This window comes from Enterococcus alishanensis (assembly GCF_019218635.1).
Lineage (GTDB): Bacteria > Bacillota > Bacilli > Lactobacillales > Enterococcaceae > Enterococcus_A > Enterococcus_A alishanensis.
The window spans coordinates 127,322-149,505 of the sequence record NZ_JAHUZB010000002.1; the positions used below are offsets into that span (position 1 = coordinate 127,322).

A 22,184-nucleotide genomic window follows, 5' to 3' on the forward strand; every position below is an offset into this window, starting at 1 on the left:
ATATTGTACCAGAGAAACATCAAAAAAACTCCTCACAAAATTGTAAGGAGTTAGGCACCAGGTAATTTAACGTTAGGAAAGCCTCTGCTAGCAGTAAAGAAGATAAACATACTAATAATTGTAATCAATAAGCTATAGTCAAACTGTGGCTGAAAAAATAAAATAATCATCGACAAGACGGTAGGGATTGCCGCACAAAAGATAATTGTCTTAAAACAATCTAAGAAACCAACACTTTTGAGACGCATCCGCGCAAAGATCCAAGCAGCAAACGAAATAAACACAATGGTCACAGCTAGGCTAATCAAAGTAGGATAAATACCGGCAACCAGCATCAAAATTGGTAACCAGCCAGGTAAATTGACATTTTGAATGGCTGATTTTAATTTTTGGCTAGTTAAACCTTTAAAAGGTTGCTGATTATAAGAAAATTTTAAAACGTTGTCACCTAAAACAGAGGTGCTGATACCACCATAATCTGGTAAAGCCAAAATCGCTTCTTTTTTTAGTAAACCAATACTAAAATAATTTCCGACTAAATCATTTTTGACATCTTTTTCACTACGAGAACCATCAGGATCAAAAGTAAAAATAATTGAGTTTGTTTGGTAAATAAAGCCATCTGCATCATTGTCAGCAGCTTTAATCTCTCCATCACTGATAGTAAAATCAGGAATTCGTTCGACTATCTTTAAGCTGTCGGCTTTGATTTCTTTTAAAACATCGATTGCTTGAAAGACGCTAGGGATTGCCAATAACACACTGAGTACTAGTAAATAAATAATTGCCTTCCAAAAAGGGGTATCTTTAGCACCTTTTAAATCTGAAAAATGAAAAAAACTGCCTTTAATTAATTGACGAAAAGTCATTTTATCGCTCCATTTCTATATTCAATCAATATTGTAGCGAAGTCATAGTTAAATCACAAGCTAAAAAGATAAGATTTATCAAATGGAATTGACCATTTATAATGATTTGAGGTAAGGTACAAAGGAATAAAATAAAAAGGTGAAGAAAATGAAAATTTATCAGAAGTTTAAAACATATTTAGAAGAAAAAAAATTATGGGAAGTATTTATTTATTTGTTTTTCGGTGGCTTGGCTACTTTAGTCAATATTGTAACTTTTCAAGTTGCACAACAAGGTTTTGATTTAAGTTGGACCGTTTCTAATACTATCTCTTGGGTCTGTTCGGTATTATTTGCATTTGTCACTAATAAGTTATGGGTATTTCATTCAAAAACGGAGAGTTTTACTGCACTGACTTGGGAATTTGCTAAATTTATTTTGGCAAGATTGCTTTCTTTTGCCATGGACATGGCTTGTATGTTTCTATTTATCGATATCTTGTCCACTGGGAATCTGATTGCAAAAATCGTGACCCAAGTAGTAGTAGTAGTAGCAAATTACTTTTTTAGCAAGCTATTTATATTCAAAAAAGTGGAGATTATTGAAGACGAGAAACCGAATTCATCACCGCGTTAAGCATATCTTTTGAAGATATTTGCTAAGTTAGGTACAATAATTATTGTAATGATATTAAAGGAGGAAACTTAACATGGCTTATACTTTACCAGAATTACCTTACGGATACGATGCATTGGAACCTTATATTGATGTAGAAACAATGCATTTACATCATGACAAACACCACAATACTTATGTGACAAACTTAAACGCAGCAATTGAGAAATATCCAGAATTAGGCGAACAATCAATTGAAGATTTGGTTGCAAACTTAAATGAAGTACCTGAAGATATTCGAACTGCTGTACGTAATAATGGTGGTGGACACGTAAACCACAGTTTCTTCTGGAAAATTTTAGCACCAAATGCTGGTGGGCAACCAACTGGTGAAATCAAAGATGCAATTGAAGCTTATGGTGGATTTGAAAAATTAAAAGAAGATTTTAAAGTAGCAGCAACTGGCCGCTTCGGTTCTGGCTGGGCATGGGTTGTAGTAAAAGATGGCAAATTAGCAATCACTTCTACAGCAAACCAAGATTCGCCATTAACAGATGGTTTAATACCAGTTATTGGTTTAGATGTTTGGGAACATGCTTATTACTTGAAATATAAAAATGTACGTCCAGACTATATCGCAGCTTTCTGGGAATTAGTAAACTGGGATCAAGCAAACAAAAACTTAGCAGCAGCTAAATAATATATTCATCTTAAAGAGACTGATTTTTAATCGGTCTCTTTTTTTGGTTGAAGTTTGTGATATAATGAATTTTGTCTGGTTTTTCTATGAGGAAATTTCTTTAAGTTTTATTTATATCAAACAGACGCATTTGATAATTGATTGAATCGTTAGAAAGATTGTGAGAAAATAAACCGACAAATCGTTGGATGAGGTGTATTATGAAGCTTTGGAAAAAAATTGTGGTAACACTGATTTTATTAATAAATGTAGCTGCTGGTGCAGGAACTTATTACTTCGCTAAAGTTACTAGTGATGCTAGTAGCGCAGTCAACAGCATTCGAAAGACAATTGACCGTGATAGTGATAATTCAACTGCGGATATAAATAATAATGAACCATTCTCAATTTTATTGATGGGAACAGATACTGGTGACTTAGGTCGGACAGAACAAGGGCGATCAGACAGTATGATGGTGGTCACATTAAATCCAGAACAGAAAAAATCAACGATAGTTAGTCTAGAACGTGATATTTTAACTGAAATCGTCGGTTACGGCGGGGAAGATAAATTAAACGCAGCTTATGCATACGGCGGAACAAAAATGGCGATGGACACAATTGAAAATTTATTGGACATCCCTTTAGATCATTATGTTGTCATCAATATGAAAGGTCTGAAAGATTTAGTTGATGCTGTTGGCGGAATCACAGTTAATAATAAGTACGATTTTGAATTAGATGGTATCTCATTAACTGCAGGAAAACATACTTTGAATGGTGAGCAAGCTTTAGCCTTTGCTCGTTACCGCTATGAAGATCCTGATGGCGATATTGGTCGACAAAAACGTCAACGCCAAGTTGTAACCAAAATTCTAAGAAAAGTAATGTCGATGGATGGAGTCAGCAATTACCGCAAAATTTTAAAAGCTGTTCAAAAAAATGCTGAAACTGATTTAACTTGGGATGAAATGTTAGATATTGGCACCAACTACTTACCAGCTTTTGAAAATATTGAACAAAAACAATTACAAGGAACCAACCAAATTATTAATGAAATTTATTACCAAATTTTAGGCACCTCTGAATTATTAGATGTTCAAAATACTCTGAAAGAACAACTAGGTATTCAAACATCAGATACATTACCGAATTTAGAAGATTCTGATCAGGCCCAACTATTTAATAATGATGGTGGCACGGCTACAAGTGATACTTATTCAGATTCATATGGTACGGATAATGGTTATGATTCTAGCTATGTTGATCCAAACTACGTTGATCCGAATACACAGTATGATCCGAATTACGGAACCGGCTATTAAAATATTTTAAAAAATATAGTGACCTTCGAAAGTTAGATTTTTAGCTAACTTCCGAAGGTCACTCTTTTTATTTTTTAGTTAATTTCACAACTACTTCACAACGAGCAGTCTGGGGGAACATATCGACAGATTGTAAATAATTCACCTGATATGTTTTAGCCAGTATCACCAAATCTCTTGCTAAGGTTGAAACATTGCAAGATACGTAAACCAATTGTGGACTTGGTTGTTTTACTAAGGCTTGCAATAATTTTTGATCCAATCCAGTTCGTGGCGGATCGACAACAATTGCATCAGGCGAAAAACCTTCTGCTAACCATTTTGGTAATAAATCTTCCGCTGTACCTACTTCATAACGAGTATTTTTTAGACCTAAAGCTTCAGCATTTTTTTTCGCATCATCAATAGCTTGAGCAATAGTGTCCATCCCACGAACTTCCTTCACTCGGTCTGCTAACGATAATCCAATTGTGCCCACACCACAATAAGCATCGACGACTTTTTGTTGCGGGGTTAGTTCTAGTGCTTTCAAAGCCTCTTGATATAAAACTTTTGTTTGAAAAGGATTTAATTGGAAGAAGGCTCGTGGAGAAAGTTCAAAAGCGACTTGATTAATTTTTTCATCAATTACACTTTTTCCCCATAAATGAATGGTTTCATCTCCCATAATCACAGAAGTTTTTTTGTCTTGAATATTTTGCATGATGGAAACTACTTCTGGTAAACGTTGATTGATTTCACGAATCAATGGATTAATTTTCGGTAGTTTTTTAGTTTTTGAAATAAAAACAATTTGAACCTCACCAGTTTCAATTCCAATGCGAACCATAATAGTTCGTAAAATTCCCGCGTTTTTCTTTTCATCGTAAATGGGGAAATCATATTTAGTTAATAACTGAGTGACGACATTCATAACTTTTTGAGTTGTTGGCTCTTGGACTAAGCAATCTGTGATTGGCACCAGTTCATGAGACTCTGCTTGATACAATCCAGCTTCAACTTTTTTTAATTGTTGATTATAGCGTAACTGAAATTGTGCCTTGTTACGATAGTGCCAAGGTTCTTCCATACCAATGGTGTCTTTTAGTAGATACTTTTGATAATTTGCTGGTTTATATTTTTCTAAAGCTTGGGCCAACAAATCTTTTTTATAGACTAATTGCTGTTGATAGGCTAAATGCTGAATTTGGCAGCCACCACAAGTTTCGTAGACAGGACAAGGTGGTGTAATTCGATGCTTACTAGCTTCATTTACTGTGACTAATTCTGCTTCTGCAAAGCGAGGTGTAGCTTTAGTAACTTTGGCAATTATTTTTTCACCAGGTAAGGCGCCAGTCACAAAAACAATCATTTTCTTGTAATAAGCGATGCCTTCACCGTTAATTCCCAGTCGTTTTATCTTTAAATTTAAAGTTTGATTTTTCGTTAATTGAACAGCCATAATCTGCCCCTTTCTGGCTATTATTTTAGCATATTTTTCAGAATAAAAATTTTTTATGTTAAAATGAATCTTTGAATGGGGGATTTACATGTTAACCATTGTGAAAGTTAGTAAAGGACGAGGAAACTATTATAATATTGAAGTTTCCAACGGAGAAAAAGTTCGCGTATCAGAAGATACATTAATCGATTTTCGTTTGTTAAAGGATCAGGAAATTGATCAGGAGACGCTAACAGAAATAAAAAATGCTAGTCGTCAGGATATCGGTTTTCAATTGGCGCTAAATTACTTAAGTTATCAATTGCGGACCGAAATGGAGATCCGTAAATACTTGAAAGATAATGAGATCCCAAAAGAAGACCGCCATTTAATTGTGCAGCGATTAGTTGAAATGAATTTATTAGATGATGAGAATTTCGCTGAAAGTTATGTTCGAACTCAGATGCGTCTAGGTGATAAAGGACCCAAAATTTTAGCCCAAAAACTGAAACAAAAGGGTATTTCCAATCAATTAGTAGAAACAACACTGGCTAAGATTAGTTTATCTGATCAGCAAGATTTAGCTTTACAAGTTGCTAATAAAGCCTTAAAAAAATATCGAGGGAAAAGCAGTCGAGAAACCACGACTAAAATATTTCAATATTTACTGCAAAAGGGTTTTAGTGGGGACGTGATTGATTTTGCGATTGCTGAACTTGATTTTAGTGATGTCATAGAACAAGAGTCAGAAGCATTAATCAATCAAGGTGAAAAACTTTGGCGTAGTAATCAGCGGTTTGAATTAAGTAAAAGAAAACAAAAAGTGAAACAAAGCCTATATCAAAAAGGATTTCAATTAGATCAAATTGATACCTTTATTCGAGAAAAAGAGGACGCCGAAACTAGTGAATAAAAATATAGAAAATTGGGATGCCAAAAAAATTGCTAACTTTCAAAAAGATTTTTTGGCTTGGTATGATGACAATAAAAGAAATTTACCTTGGCGTTTTAATACTGATCCTTATAGAATTTGGATTTCAGAAATCATGTTGCAGCAAACCCGGGTTGATACGGTAATTGATTATTTTTATCGATTTATGGAAACATTTCCGACGATTGAGGATTTGGCTAATGCACCAGAAGATAAATTATTAAAAATCTGGGAAGGTTTAGGTTATTATTCTCGAGCTAGAAATATTCAAACAGCTGCCAAACAAATTATGACTGAATTTCACGGTGAATTTCCTAAAACGGTAGAGGAAATTGGAGGTTTAAAAGGAATAGGACCTTATACTACCGGTGCAATTGGGAGTATCGCCTTTGATTTACCTGAGCCAGCAGTTGATGGTAATGTGATGCGGGTGGTTAGTCGATTATTTCTAATTGAAGATGATATTGCTAAAGCCAGTAGCCGAAAAATTTTTGATGTAGCGATGCGTAAAATTATTAGTCATGAGCATCCAGGAGATTTTAACCAAGCAATGATGGATTTAGGTTCTAGTATTTGTACACCGACAAATCCCGATTGTGATAATTGTCCAATTCAACAATACTGTCTCGCCTATCAAGAAAATCGGCAAACAGAATTTCCAATTAAATCTAAAAAGGCCAAACCAAAGGATTCATATTTTGTCGCTGGTGCAATCGAAAATGGGCGAGGAGAATTTTTACTTGAAAAAAGAGCTGAGACTGGCTTGTTAGCAAACATGTGGACTTTTCCAATGGAAGAAATTTCGCAAGAAAAATTCGCTCAGTTAAAGATTAATTTCTCTGAAGAACAGTTAGATTTATTTGAGGTAGCGGAAGACACAGCCAATTTTCTAGTTGATTATCCAGTTGTCTGGCAAAAAAAAGTAGTAGGGGAAGTGAAGCATATTTTCACTCATCTACGGTGGCACATTTTAGTTTTTTACGGAAGAAATACGACAGATGTTTCAGGAACTTGGGTAAAATCAAACGATTTTGATGATTTTGTCTTTCCTAAACCCCAGCAAAAAATGGTTGATTTACTAGAAAACGTTTTACTTAGAAAAGATTAGTAGGCAAGCTCTTGATTTATTGCTATAATAATTTCGATGTCGGTGTGATAACACCCAAACAAATGCAAAGGTTTCTTTGCTGAGGGAAGGGTAGCTATGAAGATTCCAAAAGAAGGAGAGTTTATAACCATCAAAAGTTATAAACACGACGGCAGTTTGCATCGAACGTGGCGCGATACCATGGTATTAAAGACAAGTGAGTGTTCAATTATCGGCCTAAATGACCACACGTTAGTGACAGAGTCAGATGGGCGTAGATGGGTCACTCGAGAACCAGCGATTGTTTATTTTCACCAAAAATACTGGTTCAATATTATAGCAATGATCAGAGAGAAGGGCGTATCCTATTATTGTAATCTAGCTTCACCTTATTTATTAGATGAAGAAGCTTTGAAGTACATTGACTATGACTTAGATGTCAAAGTGTTTCCTGATGGGGAAAAACGTCTATTAGACGTTGATGAGTACGAAGCTCATAGTAGACAAATGCATTACTCGAAAGAAATTGATTTTATTTTGAAAGAGAATGTTAAGATTCTTGTCGATTGGATTAATAATGAAAAAGGTCCATTTTCTGACGGCTATATTGATATTTGGTATGACCGCTACCAGCAATTGTCGCGGAAATAAAATTAAAACGTTGAGGCAGATGCCCCAACGTTTTTTTTATATATCTTTTCTCATGTGTATATGGTCAAGGTTTGCATCTAAAAAGATATCTCCATAGCTTTGATAACCACGTTTTTCATAAAAGCCTTCTGCAGTTAACTGGGCACTTAACTCAATCGTGGTGAATTCCTGCTCTTTAGCAAATCTTTCGACTTCATCAATTAACTTTTCTCCTAAATGCTGTCCTCGATAATTTGGTAAAACAGCCATTCTTTGTAATTTTGCAATGGTTTCTTCTAAGGGAAGTAAACGAACAGTCGCAATTGGCTGCCCATCTGCTAAATATAAAACAAAATGGATACTGTAAGCTTCATCTTTATCGACTTCAAAATCCAAAGGAACATTCTGCTCATCTACAAAAACTTCATGACGGATGCGTAAAGCGTCCAAATAAATATCGCTCATCGTATCTCTGGTAATTAAAATTTTCATATTTTTCTTCCTTTCACACTCTGACGCTAAAATAATTTGCGCAACTGTTGTATACTATAAACTAAATTCTAAGAAAGGAGTAGATAAATGTTTGAAAAAGTAAAAAGTTCAAAATTAATGTTTTGGTCCTTAGAAATTTTAATCATTGCTTGTTTGATTTTTATTTCTAGTAAAATTGATTTCATTTTCCAACCGATTGGCACTTTTTTTACTACTTTATTTGCGCCATTATTAATTGCCGGATTTTTATATTATTTATTAAATCCTCTGGTGCATTTGTTAAACCGTATAGGTTTGAACCGGACCTTATCTGTTGTTTTGATTTTGTTATTGTTGGTAGGTTTGATCGTTTTAATTATTTTAAGCATTATCCCTAGCTTGGTTACGCAGATTATTTCATTAACGTCGAGCATACCTTCATTTATGAATGATATGCAAAATTGGTTGCGAGAAACTGCCGATCAAGCATCAAAATATCCGCTATATAAAGAACTAAAGATTGATCAATACATTAATAATTTAGATGTATCATACGGTACCATTATACAGCAGTTCTTAGAAGGTCTGACTAGCGGTTTGGGATCGGTGATTGGAAAAATTACTTCAATTGTAATTTTGGCGATTACAGTGCCGTTTGTTTTATTTTATATGTTAAAAGATGGTCACCGGTTAGTCCCCAGTATTTCTCGCGTTTTCCCAGAAAATCAACGAGAAAATATCAGTAATCTTTTAGGAGAGTTAAATAAAACTTTGTCTAGCTATATTAGTGGACAAGCCATCGAGTGTTTATTCGTGGCTACTTTTACCTTTTTAGGCTATTTGTTAATTGGTGTGGATTATGCTTTCTTATTTGGTGTAGTTGCTGGCTTAACCAATTTAATTCCCTATCTAGGACCTTATTTAGGCTTAGCACCAGCGCTAGTTTATACGTTCTTCTCAGGTAGCCCGACTACCGCTTTACTATGTATTTTAGTAGTATTAGTGGTTCAGCAGGTTGATGGGAATGTGATTTACCCTAATGTTATTGGTAAAACTTTAAATATTCATCCGTTAACAATTATTATTATCTTGTTAGTTGCTGGAAATTTATCTGGTGTTTTGGGTGTATTTTTAGGAGTACCAGTTTACGCGATTTTAAGAACCATCGCTGTCTTTTTTATTCGAATTTTCAAAGAGAGTCGTCAAGAGCAAAGAGAACAAGAGTTTTTAAATTAATCGAGATTTAATTGCATAAAAATAAGCGATATGATACGATTTATCTGTGGCCTTGTGCCACTTTTTTTACACTTTATTTTAAGGAGCGAATGCAATTATGAACGCTGACCCCGATAGTCAGTCGATAATCTTGGAGATTGCTTTATTGGTAGTCTTAACCTTGATTAATGGATTTTTAGCTGCGGCTGAAATCGCTGTTGTTTCTGTTAATAAAAACCGTGTAGAGCAAAAAGCCGAAGAAGGCAATAAGAAATCACAAAAATTATTACAGATTATCCGAGACCCTAATAACTTTTTATCTACGATTCAAGTTGGTATTACCTTAGTAAATATCTTATCTGGGGCATCTCTAGCTGAAAGCTTGACGAGATCTTTGACACCTGTTTTAGGTGGCACAACAGTTGCCCGAACAGTTTCCTATGTGATTGTCATGGTTTTTCTAACTTATGTCTCAATCGTATTTGGAGAACTTTATCCAAAACGAATTGCTATGACTAAGACAGAGGAAGTAGCTCAATTTACTTCAGTTGTAGTAAGAAAATTAGGGATTATCACGAAGCCGTTTGTTTGGTTATTAACTGCTTCAACCAATTTATTGGCGAAAATCACGCCGATGACTTTTGATGATGAAGATACGAAAATGACTCGTGATGAGATGCGCTACATGTTAGAAACAGAGGGCGTCTTAGATTCCGATGAAATTGAAATGCTTCAAGGGGTATTTGACTTAGATACAAAGGTTGCCCGTGAAGTTATGGTTCCACGAACAGATGCATTTATGATTGATATCAATGATCCCGTTGGTGAAAATATTGATGAGATTTTAAATGAAAGCTACTCACGTATCCCTGTTTACGATGATGATCGGGATAAGATAATCGGTGTAATTCATACGAAAACAATTTTAAAGGCAGCCCGTCAAGTTGGTTTTGATAATGTCAACTTACAAAAAATTCTGCAAGAACCATTATTTGTTCCAGAAACAATCTTTATCGATGATTTATTATATGAGTTGAAAAAGACTCAAAATCAAATGTCTATCCTACTTGATGAATATGGTGGCATGGTGGGATTAGTGACTTTAGAAGACCTATTGGAAGAAATCGTTGGTGAAATCGATGATGAGTCTGATGAGGTTGAAAAACTTTACGAAAAAATTGATGAGAATGAATACTTCATTAACGGAAAAATGTTAATCGATGATTTTAACGAAGTTTTCGATACTACTTTACACATGAGCGATGTCGATACGATGGCAGGTTATTTAATTACTGCCTTAGGAACAATTCCTGATGAAGGAGAAAAGTTGTCATTTGATGTTGATAACGTTACTTTGATTTCTGAAGAGATGGAAGGATCACGAATCATGACATTAAAAGCTATTTTTCATCCTGAATTAGCCGAAGTCGAGCCTGAAGAAGATCGTCGTCATTTCAGTAAAGAGTTTGAAGAAGATGAACCAAGAAGATAAAGTAAAAGAAACAAAGTCTCAGACTTTGTTTCTTTTTTTGGGCTTTTACTAAAAAGCTATCATTCAACTTTCCTTAGTTATGTTAATCATGCTATACTAATTGGGTTGAAATTTTAGTCAAATGAATGGAGTAAAAATATATGAACAATCCTAATTTAGTCGAAGAAGTCGATCGTCGTCGTACCTTTGCGATTATTTCCCATCCGGATGCCGGGAAAACGACAATCACGGAACAATTATTATTATTTGGTGGAGCGATTCGCCAAGCTGGAACAGTTAAAGGTAAAAAAACGGGCAATTTTGCCAAATCTGACTGGATGGATATTGAAAAACAACGGGGAATTTCTGTAACCAGTTCGGTAATGCAATTAGATTACGATGGAAAACGAGTAAATATATTAGATACTCCTGGACATGAAGATTTCTCTGAAGATACTTATCGGACATTGATGGCTGTCGATAGTGCCGTGATGGTAATCGATAGCGCTAAAGGGATAGAAGCCCAAACTAAAAAATTATTCCAAGTTGTTAAGCGGCGTGGTATTCCAATTTTTACCTTTATTAATAAATTAGACCGAGATGGTCGGGAACCTTTAGAATTATTGGAAGAATTAGAAGAATTATTACAAATTGAGTCTTATCCTATGAATTGGCCAATTGGTATGGGAAAAGGTTTAGAAGGCTTGTATGATATCTACAATGAACGAATTGAATTCTACCGTCCTGAACGTTATGAAGGAGAAAAATATATTACTTTAACTGATGGAGAAATTGCTGGCGATCATCCACTAAAAGAGCAATCAATCTATGAAGATGTTTTAGGTGAAGTAGAATTAGTCAAAGAAGCTGGTGATCAGTTCGATCCAGAAAAAATTGCAAAAGGTGATCAAACGCCCGTTTTCTTTGGCTCAGCTTTAACCAATTTCGGTGTTCAGACATTTTTAGAAACTTTTGTTAATTTAGCTCCTAAACCATATGCCCATAAAACAGAAGACGGAGAAGCTGTTTCTCCTTATGAAGAAGAACTTTCAGGTTTTGTTTTTAAAATTCAAGCCAATATGAATCCGAATCATCGTGACCGGATTGCTTTTGTCCGAATTTGCTCAGGGACTTTCGAACGAGGCATGGATGTCACGTTAAATCGGACTGGGAAAAAAATGAAATTAAGTAATGTGACACAATTTATGGCAGATGCTCGGGAAAATGTTGAGGAAGCTGTAGCAGGTGATATTATTGGTGTCTATGATACAGGTAATTATCAAATAGGTGATACCATTTATGAAGGTAAGTTGAAAGTTCAGTATGAAGAATTACCTTCTTTTACGCCAGAATTATTTATGAAAGTTACCGCCAAAAATGTCATGAAACAAAAATCATTTCATAAAGGTATTTATCAGCTGGTGCAAGAAGGTGCCATTCAGTTGTATAAAACATATTTAACGGATGAATATATTATTGGTGCTGTTGGACAATTACAGTTTGAAGTTTTTCAGCATCGGATGTTAAATGAGTACAATGCTGAAGTTGTTATGACGCCGATGGGACATAAAATTGCCCGTTGGATTGATCCAGAGCAGCTAGACGAACGAATGAGTTCTAGTCGAAACATCTTAGCTAAAGATCGTTTTGATCAGCCACTGTTTTTATTCGAGAATCAATTTGCGATGCGTTGGTTTTCAGATAAGTACCCTGAGGTTGAATTGAAGAGTCTAATGTAATAAAATAAAAAATTATCAGTAAGTTTAAAGCTTTACTGGTAATTTTTTTATTCTTGGTAAAACAAGGAGGAAGCAATGAAGAAAAAAATAACGATCATGTTTATTTTCTTATTTTTTAGCATGATTTATGTGGCACCTTTATTTATTAGGTCTGGTCTGGTTCATTATAATAATCAAGATGCATATTTTCATTTAGCACGAATTGATGGTTTGGCTACCGTTTGGAAAAGTCCCATCAATTTTATTAGTTTTCACCAAATTGGCTCAGATGTAAATCAGTTTTACCCGTGGCTACTGATTTACCCCGCTTATATTTTTAAAGTTATCACTGGGAGTACTATTTTAGGATATAAGTTATATATTTTATTGGTGACTTTCTTTACTATGCTGATTGCTTATTATTCCATGAAATCAATCAAAAATAATGGGAAGACAGCTTTAATTTTTAGCCTAATTTATACTTTTTCTAGTTACCACAGTACTGATTTATTTTATCGAGGCTCATTAGGTGAATTTCTAGCAATGACTTTTTTGCCGTTAGTATTAGCAGGAGCCTATCAAGTCTATTATGGCGATGAAAAACGGTGGAAATTGTTAATGATTGGCATGAGCTTATTGGTCTACAGTCATGTATTGTCAGTTTTTATGGTAGGGATATTGTTGTTTTTATTTGCCATTTTTAGCTTTTATTTTTGGGATAAAAAAATTTTGCGACTATTAGCCATTGCAAAAGCTGCTTTAGGAACCGGCTTACTTTCTCTAGGTTTTGTAATCCCGATGCTGCAGCAAAATGCCTGGCAAGAAATTTATTCTCCAACTACTAATTTAATTAATGGCATTAACTTGTCGGAATTATTGAAAAATACTATGTTGAATAACATAAATGGTTATAGTATTGGTGCGGTACTTTTTTTTGGAATTTTAATTACCTTTTATAATTATAAAAAATTAACTAAAGTAGACTTAGCAATTTACATAAGTGGGATTATTTTATTTTTATTTGTGTCTAATTTATTTCCTTGGCATTTTATCTCAACGACACTGTTAGTCAGAATTCAATTTGCCTGGCGCTTAAGTACTTTTGCAACATTGTTTCTTGCCTATGGCTTAAGTGTTGGCTTAACACCAAATAAGAAAATTGAGTTGCCATTCTTTATTTCATTAATAGTATTAGTGGTTGGCTTGAATACTTTTTCTGTATACAATATATACAAATCACCGAGTGTGTATAATTTAGCGGCCGAAGCAAGCGATGAGCGAGTTATTTTAACTGATGAAATTTCGGGAATTTGGAAAAATCAAATGTTTTTTGATTATGTCAGTGTGGCTGCTCAAGAAAATAGCAGTTTGGTTATACCTTATGCTTTTGTTTTAAATAAAGAGCAGATTCATCCAGAGGTAAAAAACCATGGAGATTATGTGACGATTAGTTATGATAATCAAGAAGGAGCTGGACAATTAGAAACGCCTTTTTTAAAATACTTAGGTCAGCAAGCAACTCTAAATGGAAAAAAAGTCGCTACAGAAATTTCTTCTTTTGGGACAACCGGTCTAGCTATTGTAAAAGGACAAAATGAAATTACGATCCAGTATCATTATACGAATGTTGCCATCTTTTCAGCTTTTATTAGTTTTATGACTCTTATAGGTTTTATCTCGTGGGAAATATTTTTAATATATCAACGAAAAAAAGATGATGGTCGCTAGGCCATCATCTTTTTTGGTTATTCTTCTTTTGTCGCAGTATCTTCTTTAGCCAAACGTTCTGGTTTAGAAGTAATCACGATCCGATCATCCTTATCAAGTTTTGCTTTTAATTCATGAATTGTTGGATGGTCTAAATAAAACTCGGCAATCCCGTCTTCGATATTTTCTTGTATTGTCCGACGCAATGGACGTGCACCCATTGCAGGATCGTATCCTAATTCAACCAATTTTTCTTTGACATTTTTCGGTACATCAATCGTAATTTTTTGTGGTGCCAACATTGCGTTGACATCATCTAGCATTAAGGAAACAATTTCCATTAGGCCTTCTTTAGATAGAGTACCAAATTCTACAATCGCATCAAAACGGTTTAAGAATTCTGGTGCAAAGAAATTATTTAATTGTCCTAAAACTGAGCGAGTGACGCCATCTTTAGCAGCACCAAAACCAACATTAGCTTCGATTTTACCAGTTCCGGCATTACTTGTCATAATAATGATTGTATCTTTGAAGCTGACAGTTCGACCTTGAGAGTCAGTCAAACGACCATCATCTAAGATTTGTAAAAACATGTGAAGTACATCTGGATGTGCTTTTTCAATTTCATCTAATAAAATTAAGCTATATGGATGACGACGTACTTGTTCAGTTAATTGACCGGCTTCTTCATAACCAACATAGCCTGGAGGAGAACCGATTAATTTAGAGACACTGTGTTTTTCCATATATTCACTCATGTCAAAGCGAATCATTGATTCATCAGAACCAAACAATTCTTTCGCTAATTGACGAGCTAATTCAGTTTTACCAACACCGGTTGGTCCAACAAATAGGAATGAACCGATTGGACGATTTTTCTTATTTAAACCGACCCGGTTACGACGAATCGCTTTCGCCACTTTATCAATTGCTTCATCTTGCCCAATGACATGTTTTTTCAAATCATTAGATAAATTTTTCAACTGTAATTGTTCTTTTTCTTTTAGTTCGCCAACTGGAATGCCAGTGCTTTTTTCGATAATTTCCTCCATGTCTTTTTCAGTAATGACAGGAGTTTCTTCGTCGGTTAATTGTTTTTCTTTCATTTTTTGTAATTTATCGATTTGGTCACGATAATAAGCAGCCTTTTCAAAATCTTCTTGTTGAGAAGCATATCTCTTTTGTTCTTCAGCTTCAGCTAGTTTTTTATCGATCGTTTTTGGATCAACCAATTGAATAGTTAAATTTTTCTTTGAACCAGTTTCGTCTAACAAATCAATAGCTTTATCTGGTAAAAATCGATCTTGCACGTAGCGATTTGAAAGTTCAGCTGCAGCTACAATTGAATCATCTGTATATTTCACATGGTGATAATCTTCATAGCGAGGTTGTAAACCTTTCAAGATTTCAATTGTTTCTTCAACAGAAGGTTCTTCCACTCGAACAGGTTGCATCCGACGTTCTAATGCCGCATCTTTTTCAATAATACGGTATTCGTTTAAGGTAGTCGCGCCAACCATTTGTAATTCGCCACGAGCTAAAGCTGGTTTCAAGATATTTCCTGCATCCATATTGCCATCTCCGGCAGCACCAGCGCCAACAATTTCATGAACTTCATCAATAAATAAGATGATGTTTTCAGCAGAGCGAATTTCTTCGATTAATTTTTGCATCCGTTCTTCGAATTGTCCGCGAATACCAGTACCTTGAACTAATGAAGCCACATCTAAACGAATGACATCTTTGTCCATTAGTTTTTGAGGAACGTCACCGTCAACAATTTTTTGTGCTAAACCTTCTACTACAGCTGTTTTACCAACCCCAGGTTCACCAATTAAAACTGGATTATTTTTTGTCCGTCGATTTAAAATTTCAATCACACGTTGAATTTCATCATCACGGCCTACAACCGGATCGATGTCACCATCACGTGCTTGTTTTGTAATGTTAATACCATATTCATCTAGTAGTCCACCGCCACCATTACGAGGGGGTTGATTGTTCAATCCATTTCCGCCACCAAATTGTGTTGGTGGTGTTTGATCAGGTTGACCTTGTCTACCTTGGTTCATTTGGTTAGACATATTACGGAATAAATCATCTAAACTACCAAATCCAAAAGGATCATTTTGGGCCATTTGCGGAGCACCTCCACTTGCTTGATTTTTTAATTTTTGATAACAACTTTGGCAATAATCTAGTTGCTTATTTTGTCCATTGACATTTGCATATAAATGAATTGTTGCCTCGTTTATATGACAGTTTTGGCAAAGCATCGCATTCACCCTTTCAGTATTTTCTTTTATTTTACAACTAGCAAGGGCGTACGTAAAAAGATACGCTGTAAAAGTTGCGGCCATAAGTTTGACTTTCACTGACCTTGAGTTTATTATACTGACTTTAAATTTAAAATCAAGGGTTTTGCTCAAAAAATTAGCACTTGAATCAAAAGAGTGCTAAATAGCATATTTATAAATTTTTATGAATGATTAAAAAGAAACAATAATTATTTTTTTGCCGCAAGCCGAAAAGAAAGGGGATACATTAATTTGAATTTATTTAATTAAAATTGTTGTATCAAAATTCAAAAAATGGTAATCTAATGAAATGAAGGGCTAAGGCTAAAGGTGTTTTAAAAGCCCTAACATAAATTTTACTTTCTTATTATAAAGGAGAATGGTCAAGATGGAAAAACAAGATTTTCACGTAGTAGCTGAAACAGGTATTCACGCGCGCCCTGCAACATTATTGGTGCAAGCAGCAAGTAAATTCAACTCAGATATTAATTTAGAGTATAAAGGTAAATCTGTTAACCTTAAATCAATCATGGGCGTAATGTCTCTTGGTGTTGGTCAGGGCTCTGATGTTACTATCTCTGCTGAAGGTGCTGACGAAAAAGAAGCAATCGAAGCGATCGTAGAAACTATGAAGAAAGAAGGACTATCTGAATAATGGTTGAAATGCTAAAAGGTATTGCCGCTAGTGACGGAGTTGCCGTTGCGAAAGCTTACTTGCTAGTACAACCGGATTTGTCTTTTAAAAAGAATAATATTGAAGATGTGGCTGCCGAAGAAAAGCGTTTAGATGACGCTTTGGCAGCTTCTTCTGCAGAATTACAAAAAATTCGGGATAAAGCAGCAAAAAGCTTAGGTGAAGAAGAAGCACAAGTATTTGATGCACATTTAATGGTATTATCTGATCCAGAAATGATCGGACAAATTAAACAACACATTACCGATAACAAAGTCAATGCAGAAAGTAGCTTGAAAGAAGTTACTGATATGTATATTGGTATGTTTGAGGCAATGGATGATAACGCTTATATGCAAGAACGGGCAGCCGATATTCGTGACGTTGCTAAACGTGTCTTAGCACATCTAATGGGCGTAACATTACCAGATCCGTCAATGATTGATGAAGAGGTTGTCGTTGTGGCTCATGACTTGACTCCAAGTGATACAGCCCAATTAGACAAAAACTTTGTAAAAGCTTTCGTTACTGATATTGGCGGTCGTACTTCACATTCTGCAATTATGGCTCGTTCTTTAGAAATTCCTGCTATCGTGGGAACTAAAGAAATTACTGCCAAAGTTAAAGAAGGCGATCAGTTAGCGGTTAATGGTATCGCTGGTGAAGTTATTGTTAATCCAACCGAAGACCAAGCCAATGATTTTATCAAAGTTGGCGAAGCCTATGCTGCTCAAAAAGCAGAATGGGAAAAATTAAAAGATGCTGAAACAGTTACGGCTGATGGTAAGCATTTTGAATTAGCTGCAAATATCGGTACGCCAAAAGATTTGGCAGGTGTTCACGCTAATGGCGCTGAAGCTATTGGTTTATACCGTACAGAATTCTTATACATGGATGCACCAGATTTTCCAACTGAAGAAGATCAATTTGAAGCTTACAAAGCAGTTATTGAAGGTATGGATGGAAAACCTGTCGTTGTTCGGACTATGGACATCGGTGGAGATAAAGAACTTCCTTATTTGAAATTACCGCATGAAATGAATCCTTTCTTAGGTTACCGGGCATTACGAATTAGTTTATCTGAATTAGGTGATGGTATGTTCCGTACACAATTACGGGCATTATTACGCGCTTCTGTTTTTGGAAACTTACGGATTATGTTCCCAATGGTAGCTACTTTGAAAGAATTTAGAGCAGCTAAGAAAATTTATGAAGAAGAAAAAGCTAAATTGATTTCAGAAGACGTAAAAGTTTCTGATACAATTCAAGTAGGGATTATGATTGAAATTCCTGCGGCAGCTGTTTTAGCAGATAAATTTGCTAAAGAAGTTGATTTCTTCAGCGTTGGTACCAACGATTTAATTCAATATACAATGGCTGCAGACCGTATGAACGAACAAGTTTCATACTTATATCAACCATACAACCCATCAATTCTACGTTTGCTTAAAAATGTTATTGATGCAGCACATGCTGAAGGTAAATGGGCTGGTATGTGTGGTGAGATGGCTGGCGATCAAACAGCTGTGCCGATTTTAATGGGTATGGGTCTGGATGAGTTCTCAATGAGTGCCACTTCTATCTTAAAAACACGTAGCTTAATGAAACGTTTAACAACAACAGACATGCAAGAACTTGCTGAAAAAGCATTAAATGATTGCGATACAATGGAAGAAGTTGTTGACTTAGTAAATCAATACGTAAAATAATCATCTAAAGAGTATTGTCTGAAAAAGACAATGCTCTTTTTTTTTGAATTCAGTCTCTGGTTGGAGCGTATAAAAATCTGGCTATGGTATAATGGGTTTTGATTACAGGAGGTTACCATGAAAATATTATTATATTTTGAAGGCCAAAATGTCATTGGGAAATCTGGGATCGGTCGAGCTGAGGCCCATCAAAAAAGAGCATTACAATCAGTCGGAATTGATTTTACTACGAATCCTAAAGCGGAAGATTATGATATCTTACACGTGAACACCTATGGACCGAAGAGTTATCAATTAGTGAAAAAGGCAAAGAAAAATGGCAAGAAAATTATTTATCATGCCCATTCAACAGAAGAAGATTTTCGTAATTCTTTTGTAGGATCTAATCAAATGGCACCGCTATTTAAAAAATGGCTGGTATCTTTATATCAAGAAAGTGATTTTATTATTACGCCAACATCATACTCGCGAAAGTTATTGAAAAATTATGGGTTAAAACAACCAATTGCAGCAATTTCAAATGGGATTGACCTACGAAAGTATTACCCTGATGAACGAAAAAGAACGCTCTTTCGTGATCACTTCAAATTAACGGCTAGTGACAAAGTAATTATTTGTGTTGGCTTGTTTTTTGAACGAAAAGGAATTATTGATTTTGTAGAAATTGCAAAGAACATGCCAGATTACACATTTATTTGGTTTGGTCATGTTCCAATGGCATCAATTCCCCATAAAATTCGTAAAATCGTGAAGAAAGATCATCCTGAAAATGTCATTTTCCCTGGGTATATCAACGGTGATATTATAGAAGGGGCCTATTCAGCGGCTGATTTATTTTTCTTTCCTTCTTATGAAGAAACAGAAGGTATTGTTGTCTTAGAAGCTTTAGCTAGTCAGCAACAAATTTTAGTCAGAGACATACCAGTCTATGAAGGGTGGCTGAAAAATGGTTATAATTGTTACATGGGTCATAATAACCAAGAGTTTCAAGAGTTAATCAGGAAAATTACTGAAAAAAAATTACCGAATGTAAGTTTAGCAGGATTTAGGACTGCCCAAACAAAAAGTATTAATGAGATTGGTAAAGAATTGCAAACCGTCTATCAATCAGTACTGGATCTACCTTATAACCATGAAATTTATCGACGGATTATGTGATAGCTTGGAGGAAGAAGTGTGAGAATTGGATTTTTTACAGATACTTATTTTCCGCAAGTCAGCGGAGTATCAACATCTATTCGAACGTTGAAAATCGAATTAGAAAAATTAGGTCATGAGGTTTACATATTCACGACGACTGATCCCGATGCTTTGGAATTGGAAAAAGATATCGTGCGTATGCCAAGTGTCCCTTTTGTCTCATTTAAGGATCGCAGAATAGTTGTTCGAGGAATGTGGTTTGCTTATCAAGTGGCCAAAGATTTACAATTGGATTTAATTCATACCCATACAGAATTTGGGGCTGGCTTTTTAGGAAAAATGGTGGCTAATCGTTTAGAGATTCCAGTGATTCATACTTATCACACTATGTATGAGGATTATTTACATTATATTGCCAATGGAAAAGTTGTTCGACCAGGTGCAGTTAAATATTTTATTGGCCGCTTTGTTAACCATTCAACCGGAGTCGTGTGTCCCAGTGAACGGGTGGTAAATACCTTGAAACGTTACGATGTGAATATCCCGATGAAGGTGATTCCGACTGGGATTGATATAAAACAATATTTGCGGCCAGATATTACTAAGGAAATGACCGATCAGTTACGGTTAGATTTAGGAATTTCATCTGATGAAATAATGGCGTTGTCATTGAGCCGTATTTCATATGAGAAAAACATCCAAGTGATTGTCAAACAGTTTCCTGAAGTACTTGAAGCTTTACCAAATGTTCGATTGGTAATTGTGGGAAAGGGTCCTTATCGTAAAGATTTGGAAGAAATGGCTGAAGATTTAAACATTTCGAAATCAGTTGTTTTTACAGGGGAAGTTCCTCATGAAAATGTTTCGCTCTATTATCATGCAGCGGATTATTTTGTAAGTGCATCAACGTCTGAAACACAAGGACTAACATATGCAGAAGCGATTGCATCCGGTTTGCAATGTTGTGTGGAAGGCAATGAGTATCTCAATCAATTATTTGATAAACCTTCCTTAGGTGTTACTTATAAAAATGATCAAGATTTTGCTAAAACATTTATTGAATATGTTCAGAGGAATATTTCTTTGAATACGTCAGATCGGGCACAGAAGTTAAAAGAGATTTCAGCTGAAAAATTCGGTGAAGATATGCAAGATTTTTACCAAGAAATGCTTGTTCATTATCAACTTGAAACAGAAAATAAAACAGCACCTGTAGAAAAGGTAAGAATGAAATTAACTTCATTGAAAAATTCTAATAGCAAGTAAAAAAAATAGAAACATGGAGGAAGTTAAGATGAAAATTGGATTTATCGGCACTGGTGTCATGGGACAATCAATTGTTAAACATTTTTTAGCAGCAGGACATGAGGTAGCGGTATATAACCGGACAAAGAGCAAAACAGATGAATTAGTCGCTAAGGGAGCTGTTTGGCAAGATACACCAGCAAAAGCTACTGAAAGTAGTGAGGTAGTTTTTTCAATGGTTGGCTATCCAAGTGACGTTGAAGAGATTTATTACGGCGATAATGGTGTCTTTAGTGTAACTGTGAGAGATAAAGTTTTAGTTGATTTAACCACTTCTTCGCCCAGTTTAGCTGAGAAAATTTATCAAACTGCTAAAGAAGCTGGCGCTGAAAGTTTAGATGCACCAGTTTCTGGTGGCGACTTAGGGGCACAAAATGCCACCTTAACAATCATGGTTGGCGGCGACCAAGCAACCTTCGATAAAGTAGTACCATTATTTGATATCATGGGTAAAAGTTATTCTCTTCACGGTAGTGCTGGCTTGGGTCAACATACTAAAATGGCCAATCAAATTATGATTGCTGGAACAATGACTGGTATGACGGAGATGTTAGTCTATGCTGATAAAGTGGGATTAGATTTAAATAGTGTGATTGAGACTTTAGGCGGTGGCGCAGCATCAAATTGGTCATTGGCAAATTATGGTCCCAGAATTTTAAAACAAGATTATTCACCGGGCTTTTTTGTTAAACATTTTATTAAAGACTTGAAAATTGCTTTGGATGAAGCCAAAAAAATGAATTTAGATCTACCGGCCACTGAACTAGCTACTGAACTTTACGAAAAATTAGCAGCTGATGGTTTTGAAAATTTAGGTACACAAAGCTTAATCAAACTATGGTGGAAAGACTGAACAAATAAATTGAAATAAATTGTCGAAAATCAATGCATAAATTAGATGGATTTGATACAATATACAAGAATTAATTGGAAAGGGGGCAT

General features: G+C 35.2%; 19 protein-coding genes. 15 read left to right on the plus strand and 4 right to left on the minus strand.

Annotation, left to right across the window (positions count from 1 at the left end; genetic code table 11):
- Positions 1-50: 50 nt before the first annotated feature.
- On the minus strand, positions 51-869 hold the full coding sequence (locus tag KUA55_RS04245) for a DUF1189 domain-containing protein (protein WP_218324942.1): 819 nt from the start codon (positions 867-869) through the stop codon (positions 51-53).
- 148 nt (positions 870-1,017) lie between these two features.
- Here KUA55_RS04245 and KUA55_RS04250 point away from each other — a divergent pair, with 148 nt between their 5' ends.
- From KUA55_RS04250 to KUA55_RS04260, 3 genes are all read left to right on the plus strand, one after another.
- A complete protein-coding gene (locus KUA55_RS04250) occupies positions 1,018-1,485 on the plus strand; it encodes a GtrA family protein (RefSeq protein WP_218324943.1) in 468 nt (155 codons plus the stop codon).
- A gap of 73 nt (positions 1,486-1,558) precedes the next feature.
- A complete protein-coding gene (locus tag KUA55_RS04255; protein ID WP_218324944.1) occupies positions 1,559-2,164 on the plus strand; it encodes a superoxide dismutase in 606 nt (201 codons plus the stop codon).
- Between the two features lie 200 nt (positions 2,165-2,364).
- Positions 2,365-3,468, plus strand: a complete 1,104-nt coding sequence (locus tag KUA55_RS04260) for an LCP family glycopolymer transferase (RefSeq protein WP_218324945.1) — start codon at positions 2,365-2,367, stop codon at positions 3,466-3,468.
- A gap of 67 nt (positions 3,469-3,535) precedes the next feature.
- Here KUA55_RS04260 and rlmD read toward each other — a convergent pair whose 3' ends face one another.
- Positions 3,536-4,909 carry a 23S rRNA (uracil(1939)-C(5))-methyltransferase RlmD gene (rlmD, locus tag KUA55_RS04265; RefSeq protein ID WP_218324946.1) on the minus strand — a complete coding sequence of 458 codons (1,374 nt, stop codon included), beginning with the start codon at positions 4,907-4,909 and terminating at the stop codon, positions 3,536-3,538.
- 88 nt (positions 4,910-4,997) lie between these two features.
- Here rlmD and recX point away from each other — a divergent pair, with 88 nt between their 5' ends.
- From recX to ntdP, 3 genes are all read left to right on the plus strand, one after another.
- A complete protein-coding gene (gene recX / locus KUA55_RS04270; protein ID WP_218324947.1) occupies positions 4,998-5,801 on the plus strand; it encodes a recombination regulator RecX in 804 nt (267 codons plus the stop codon).
- A complete protein-coding gene (gene mutY / locus KUA55_RS04275) occupies positions 5,794-6,927 on the plus strand; it encodes an A/G-specific adenine glycosylase (RefSeq protein WP_218324948.1) in 1,134 nt (377 codons plus the stop codon). The genes recX and mutY overlap by 8 nt, the downstream gene beginning before the upstream one ends.
- 96 nt (positions 6,928-7,023) lie before the next feature.
- Complete coding sequence (ntdP, locus tag KUA55_RS04280) at positions 7,024-7,557, plus strand: nucleoside tri-diphosphate phosphatase (RefSeq protein WP_218324949.1); 534 nt, start codon at positions 7,024-7,026, stop codon at positions 7,555-7,557.
- A gap of 36 nt (positions 7,558-7,593) precedes the next feature.
- Here the strand turns inward: ntdP and KUA55_RS04285 are convergent, their stop codons facing one another.
- Positions 7,594-8,028 carry a GNAT family N-acetyltransferase gene (locus tag KUA55_RS04285; RefSeq protein WP_218324950.1) on the minus strand — a complete coding sequence of 145 codons (435 nt, stop codon included), beginning with the start codon at positions 8,026-8,028 and terminating at the stop codon, positions 7,594-7,596.
- 87 nt (positions 8,029-8,115) lie between these two features.
- On the opposite strand from KUA55_RS04285, the gene KUA55_RS04290 reads away from it, so the two are divergent.
- The 4 genes from KUA55_RS04290 (at position 8,116) to KUA55_RS04305 (ending at position 14,139) form a co-directional block, all read left to right on the plus strand.
- A complete protein-coding gene (locus tag KUA55_RS04290) occupies positions 8,116-9,243 on the plus strand; it encodes an AI-2E family transporter (protein WP_218324951.1) in 1,128 nt (375 codons plus the stop codon).
- Between the two features lie 97 nt (positions 9,244-9,340).
- Positions 9,341-10,714 carry a hemolysin family protein gene (locus tag KUA55_RS04295; RefSeq protein WP_218324952.1) on the plus strand — a complete coding sequence of 458 codons (1,374 nt, stop codon included), beginning with the start codon at positions 9,341-9,343 and terminating at the stop codon, positions 10,712-10,714.
- Between the two features lie 140 nt (positions 10,715-10,854).
- Complete coding sequence (locus KUA55_RS04300; protein ID WP_218324953.1) at positions 10,855-12,432, plus strand: peptide chain release factor 3; 1,578 nt, start codon at positions 10,855-10,857, stop codon at positions 12,430-12,432.
- Positions 12,433-12,507: 75 nt separating this feature from the next.
- Positions 12,508-14,139: a glycosyltransferase family protein gene (locus tag KUA55_RS04305; RefSeq protein WP_218324954.1), complete on the plus strand. Its 1,632-nt coding sequence runs from the start codon at positions 12,508-12,510 to the stop codon at positions 14,137-14,139.
- A 17-nt stretch (positions 14,140-14,156) separates the two neighbouring features.
- Here the strand turns inward: KUA55_RS04305 and KUA55_RS04310 are convergent, their stop codons facing one another.
- A complete protein-coding gene (locus KUA55_RS04310) occupies positions 14,157-16,394 on the minus strand; it encodes an ATP-dependent Clp protease ATP-binding subunit (protein WP_218325438.1) in 2,238 nt (745 codons plus the stop codon).
- Positions 16,395-16,803: 409 nt separating this feature from the next.
- Between KUA55_RS04310 and KUA55_RS04315 the strand changes: the two genes are divergently transcribed.
- From KUA55_RS04315 to KUA55_RS04335, 5 genes are all read left to right on the plus strand, one after another.
- Positions 16,804-17,070 carry a phosphocarrier protein HPr gene (locus KUA55_RS04315; protein WP_218324955.1) on the plus strand — a complete coding sequence of 89 codons (267 nt, stop codon included), beginning with the start codon at positions 16,804-16,806 and terminating at the stop codon, positions 17,068-17,070.
- On the plus strand, positions 17,070-18,797 hold the full coding sequence (ptsP, locus tag KUA55_RS04320; protein WP_218324956.1) for a phosphoenolpyruvate--protein phosphotransferase: 1,728 nt from the start codon (positions 17,070-17,072) through the stop codon (positions 18,795-18,797). The genes KUA55_RS04315 and ptsP overlap by 1 nt, the downstream gene beginning before the upstream one ends.
- Positions 18,798-18,914: 117 nt before the next feature.
- Entirely contained in the window at positions 18,915-19,955 is a 1,041-nt protein-coding gene (locus KUA55_RS04325; RefSeq protein WP_218324957.1) for an LTA glycolipid anchor biosynthesis glycosyltransferase, IagA/BgsA family, read from the plus strand.
- An 18-nt stretch (positions 19,956-19,973) separates the two neighbouring features.
- Positions 19,974-21,203: a glycosyltransferase family 4 protein gene (locus KUA55_RS04330; RefSeq protein ID WP_218324958.1), complete on the plus strand. Its 1,230-nt coding sequence runs from the start codon at positions 19,974-19,976 to the stop codon at positions 21,201-21,203.
- Between the two features lie 28 nt (positions 21,204-21,231).
- On the plus strand, positions 21,232-22,095 hold the full coding sequence (locus KUA55_RS04335) for an NAD(P)-dependent oxidoreductase (RefSeq protein WP_218324959.1): 864 nt from the start codon (positions 21,232-21,234) through the stop codon (positions 22,093-22,095).
- The last annotated feature ends 89 nt before the right edge of the window (positions 22,096-22,184 follow it).

Bases quoted from the DNA above. Each gene is read 5' to 3' on its own strand.
- KUA55_RS04245 (WP_218324942.1), bottom strand. From the start codon at position 869: ATGACTTTTCGTCAATTAATTAAAGGCAGTTTTTTTCATTTTTCAGAT.
- KUA55_RS04250 (WP_218324943.1), top strand. From the start codon at position 1,018: ATGAAAATTTATCAGAAGTTTAAAACATATTTAGAAGAAAAAAAATTA.
- KUA55_RS04255 (WP_218324944.1), top strand. From the start codon at position 1,559: ATGGCTTATACTTTACCAGAATTACCTTACGGATACGATGCATTGGAA.
- KUA55_RS04260 (WP_218324945.1), top strand. From the start codon at position 2,365: ATGAAGCTTTGGAAAAAAATTGTGGTAACACTGATTTTATTAATAAAT.
- rlmD (WP_218324946.1), bottom strand. From the start codon at position 4,909: ATGGCTGTTCAATTAACGAAAAATCAAACTTTAAATTTAAAGATAAAA.
- recX (WP_218324947.1), top strand. From the start codon at position 4,998: ATGTTAACCATTGTGAAAGTTAGTAAAGGACGAGGAAACTATTATAAT.
- ntdP (WP_218324949.1), top strand. From the start codon at position 7,024: ATGAAGATTCCAAAAGAAGGAGAGTTTATAACCATCAAAAGTTATAAA.
- KUA55_RS04285 (WP_218324950.1), bottom strand. From the start codon at position 8,028: ATGAAAATTTTAATTACCAGAGATACGATGAGCGATATTTATTTGGAC.
- KUA55_RS04290 (WP_218324951.1), top strand. From the start codon at position 8,116: ATGTTTGAAAAAGTAAAAAGTTCAAAATTAATGTTTTGGTCCTTAGAA.
- KUA55_RS04295 (WP_218324952.1), top strand. From the start codon at position 9,341: ATGAACGCTGACCCCGATAGTCAGTCGATAATCTTGGAGATTGCTTTA.
- KUA55_RS04300 (WP_218324953.1), top strand. From the start codon at position 10,855: ATGAACAATCCTAATTTAGTCGAAGAAGTCGATCGTCGTCGTACCTTT.
- KUA55_RS04305 (WP_218324954.1), top strand. From the start codon at position 12,508: ATGAAGAAAAAAATAACGATCATGTTTATTTTCTTATTTTTTAGCATG.
- KUA55_RS04310 (WP_218325438.1), bottom strand. From the start codon at position 16,394: ATGCTTTGCCAAAACTGTCATATAAACGAGGCAACAATTCATTTATAT.
- KUA55_RS04315 (WP_218324955.1), top strand. From the start codon at position 16,804: ATGGAAAAACAAGATTTTCACGTAGTAGCTGAAACAGGTATTCACGCG.
- ptsP (WP_218324956.1), top strand. From the start codon at position 17,070: ATGGTTGAAATGCTAAAAGGTATTGCCGCTAGTGACGGAGTTGCCGTT.
- KUA55_RS04325 (WP_218324957.1), top strand. From the start codon at position 18,915: ATGAAAATATTATTATATTTTGAAGGCCAAAATGTCATTGGGAAATCT.
- KUA55_RS04335 (WP_218324959.1), top strand. From the start codon at position 21,232: ATGAAAATTGGATTTATCGGCACTGGTGTCATGGGACAATCAATTGTT.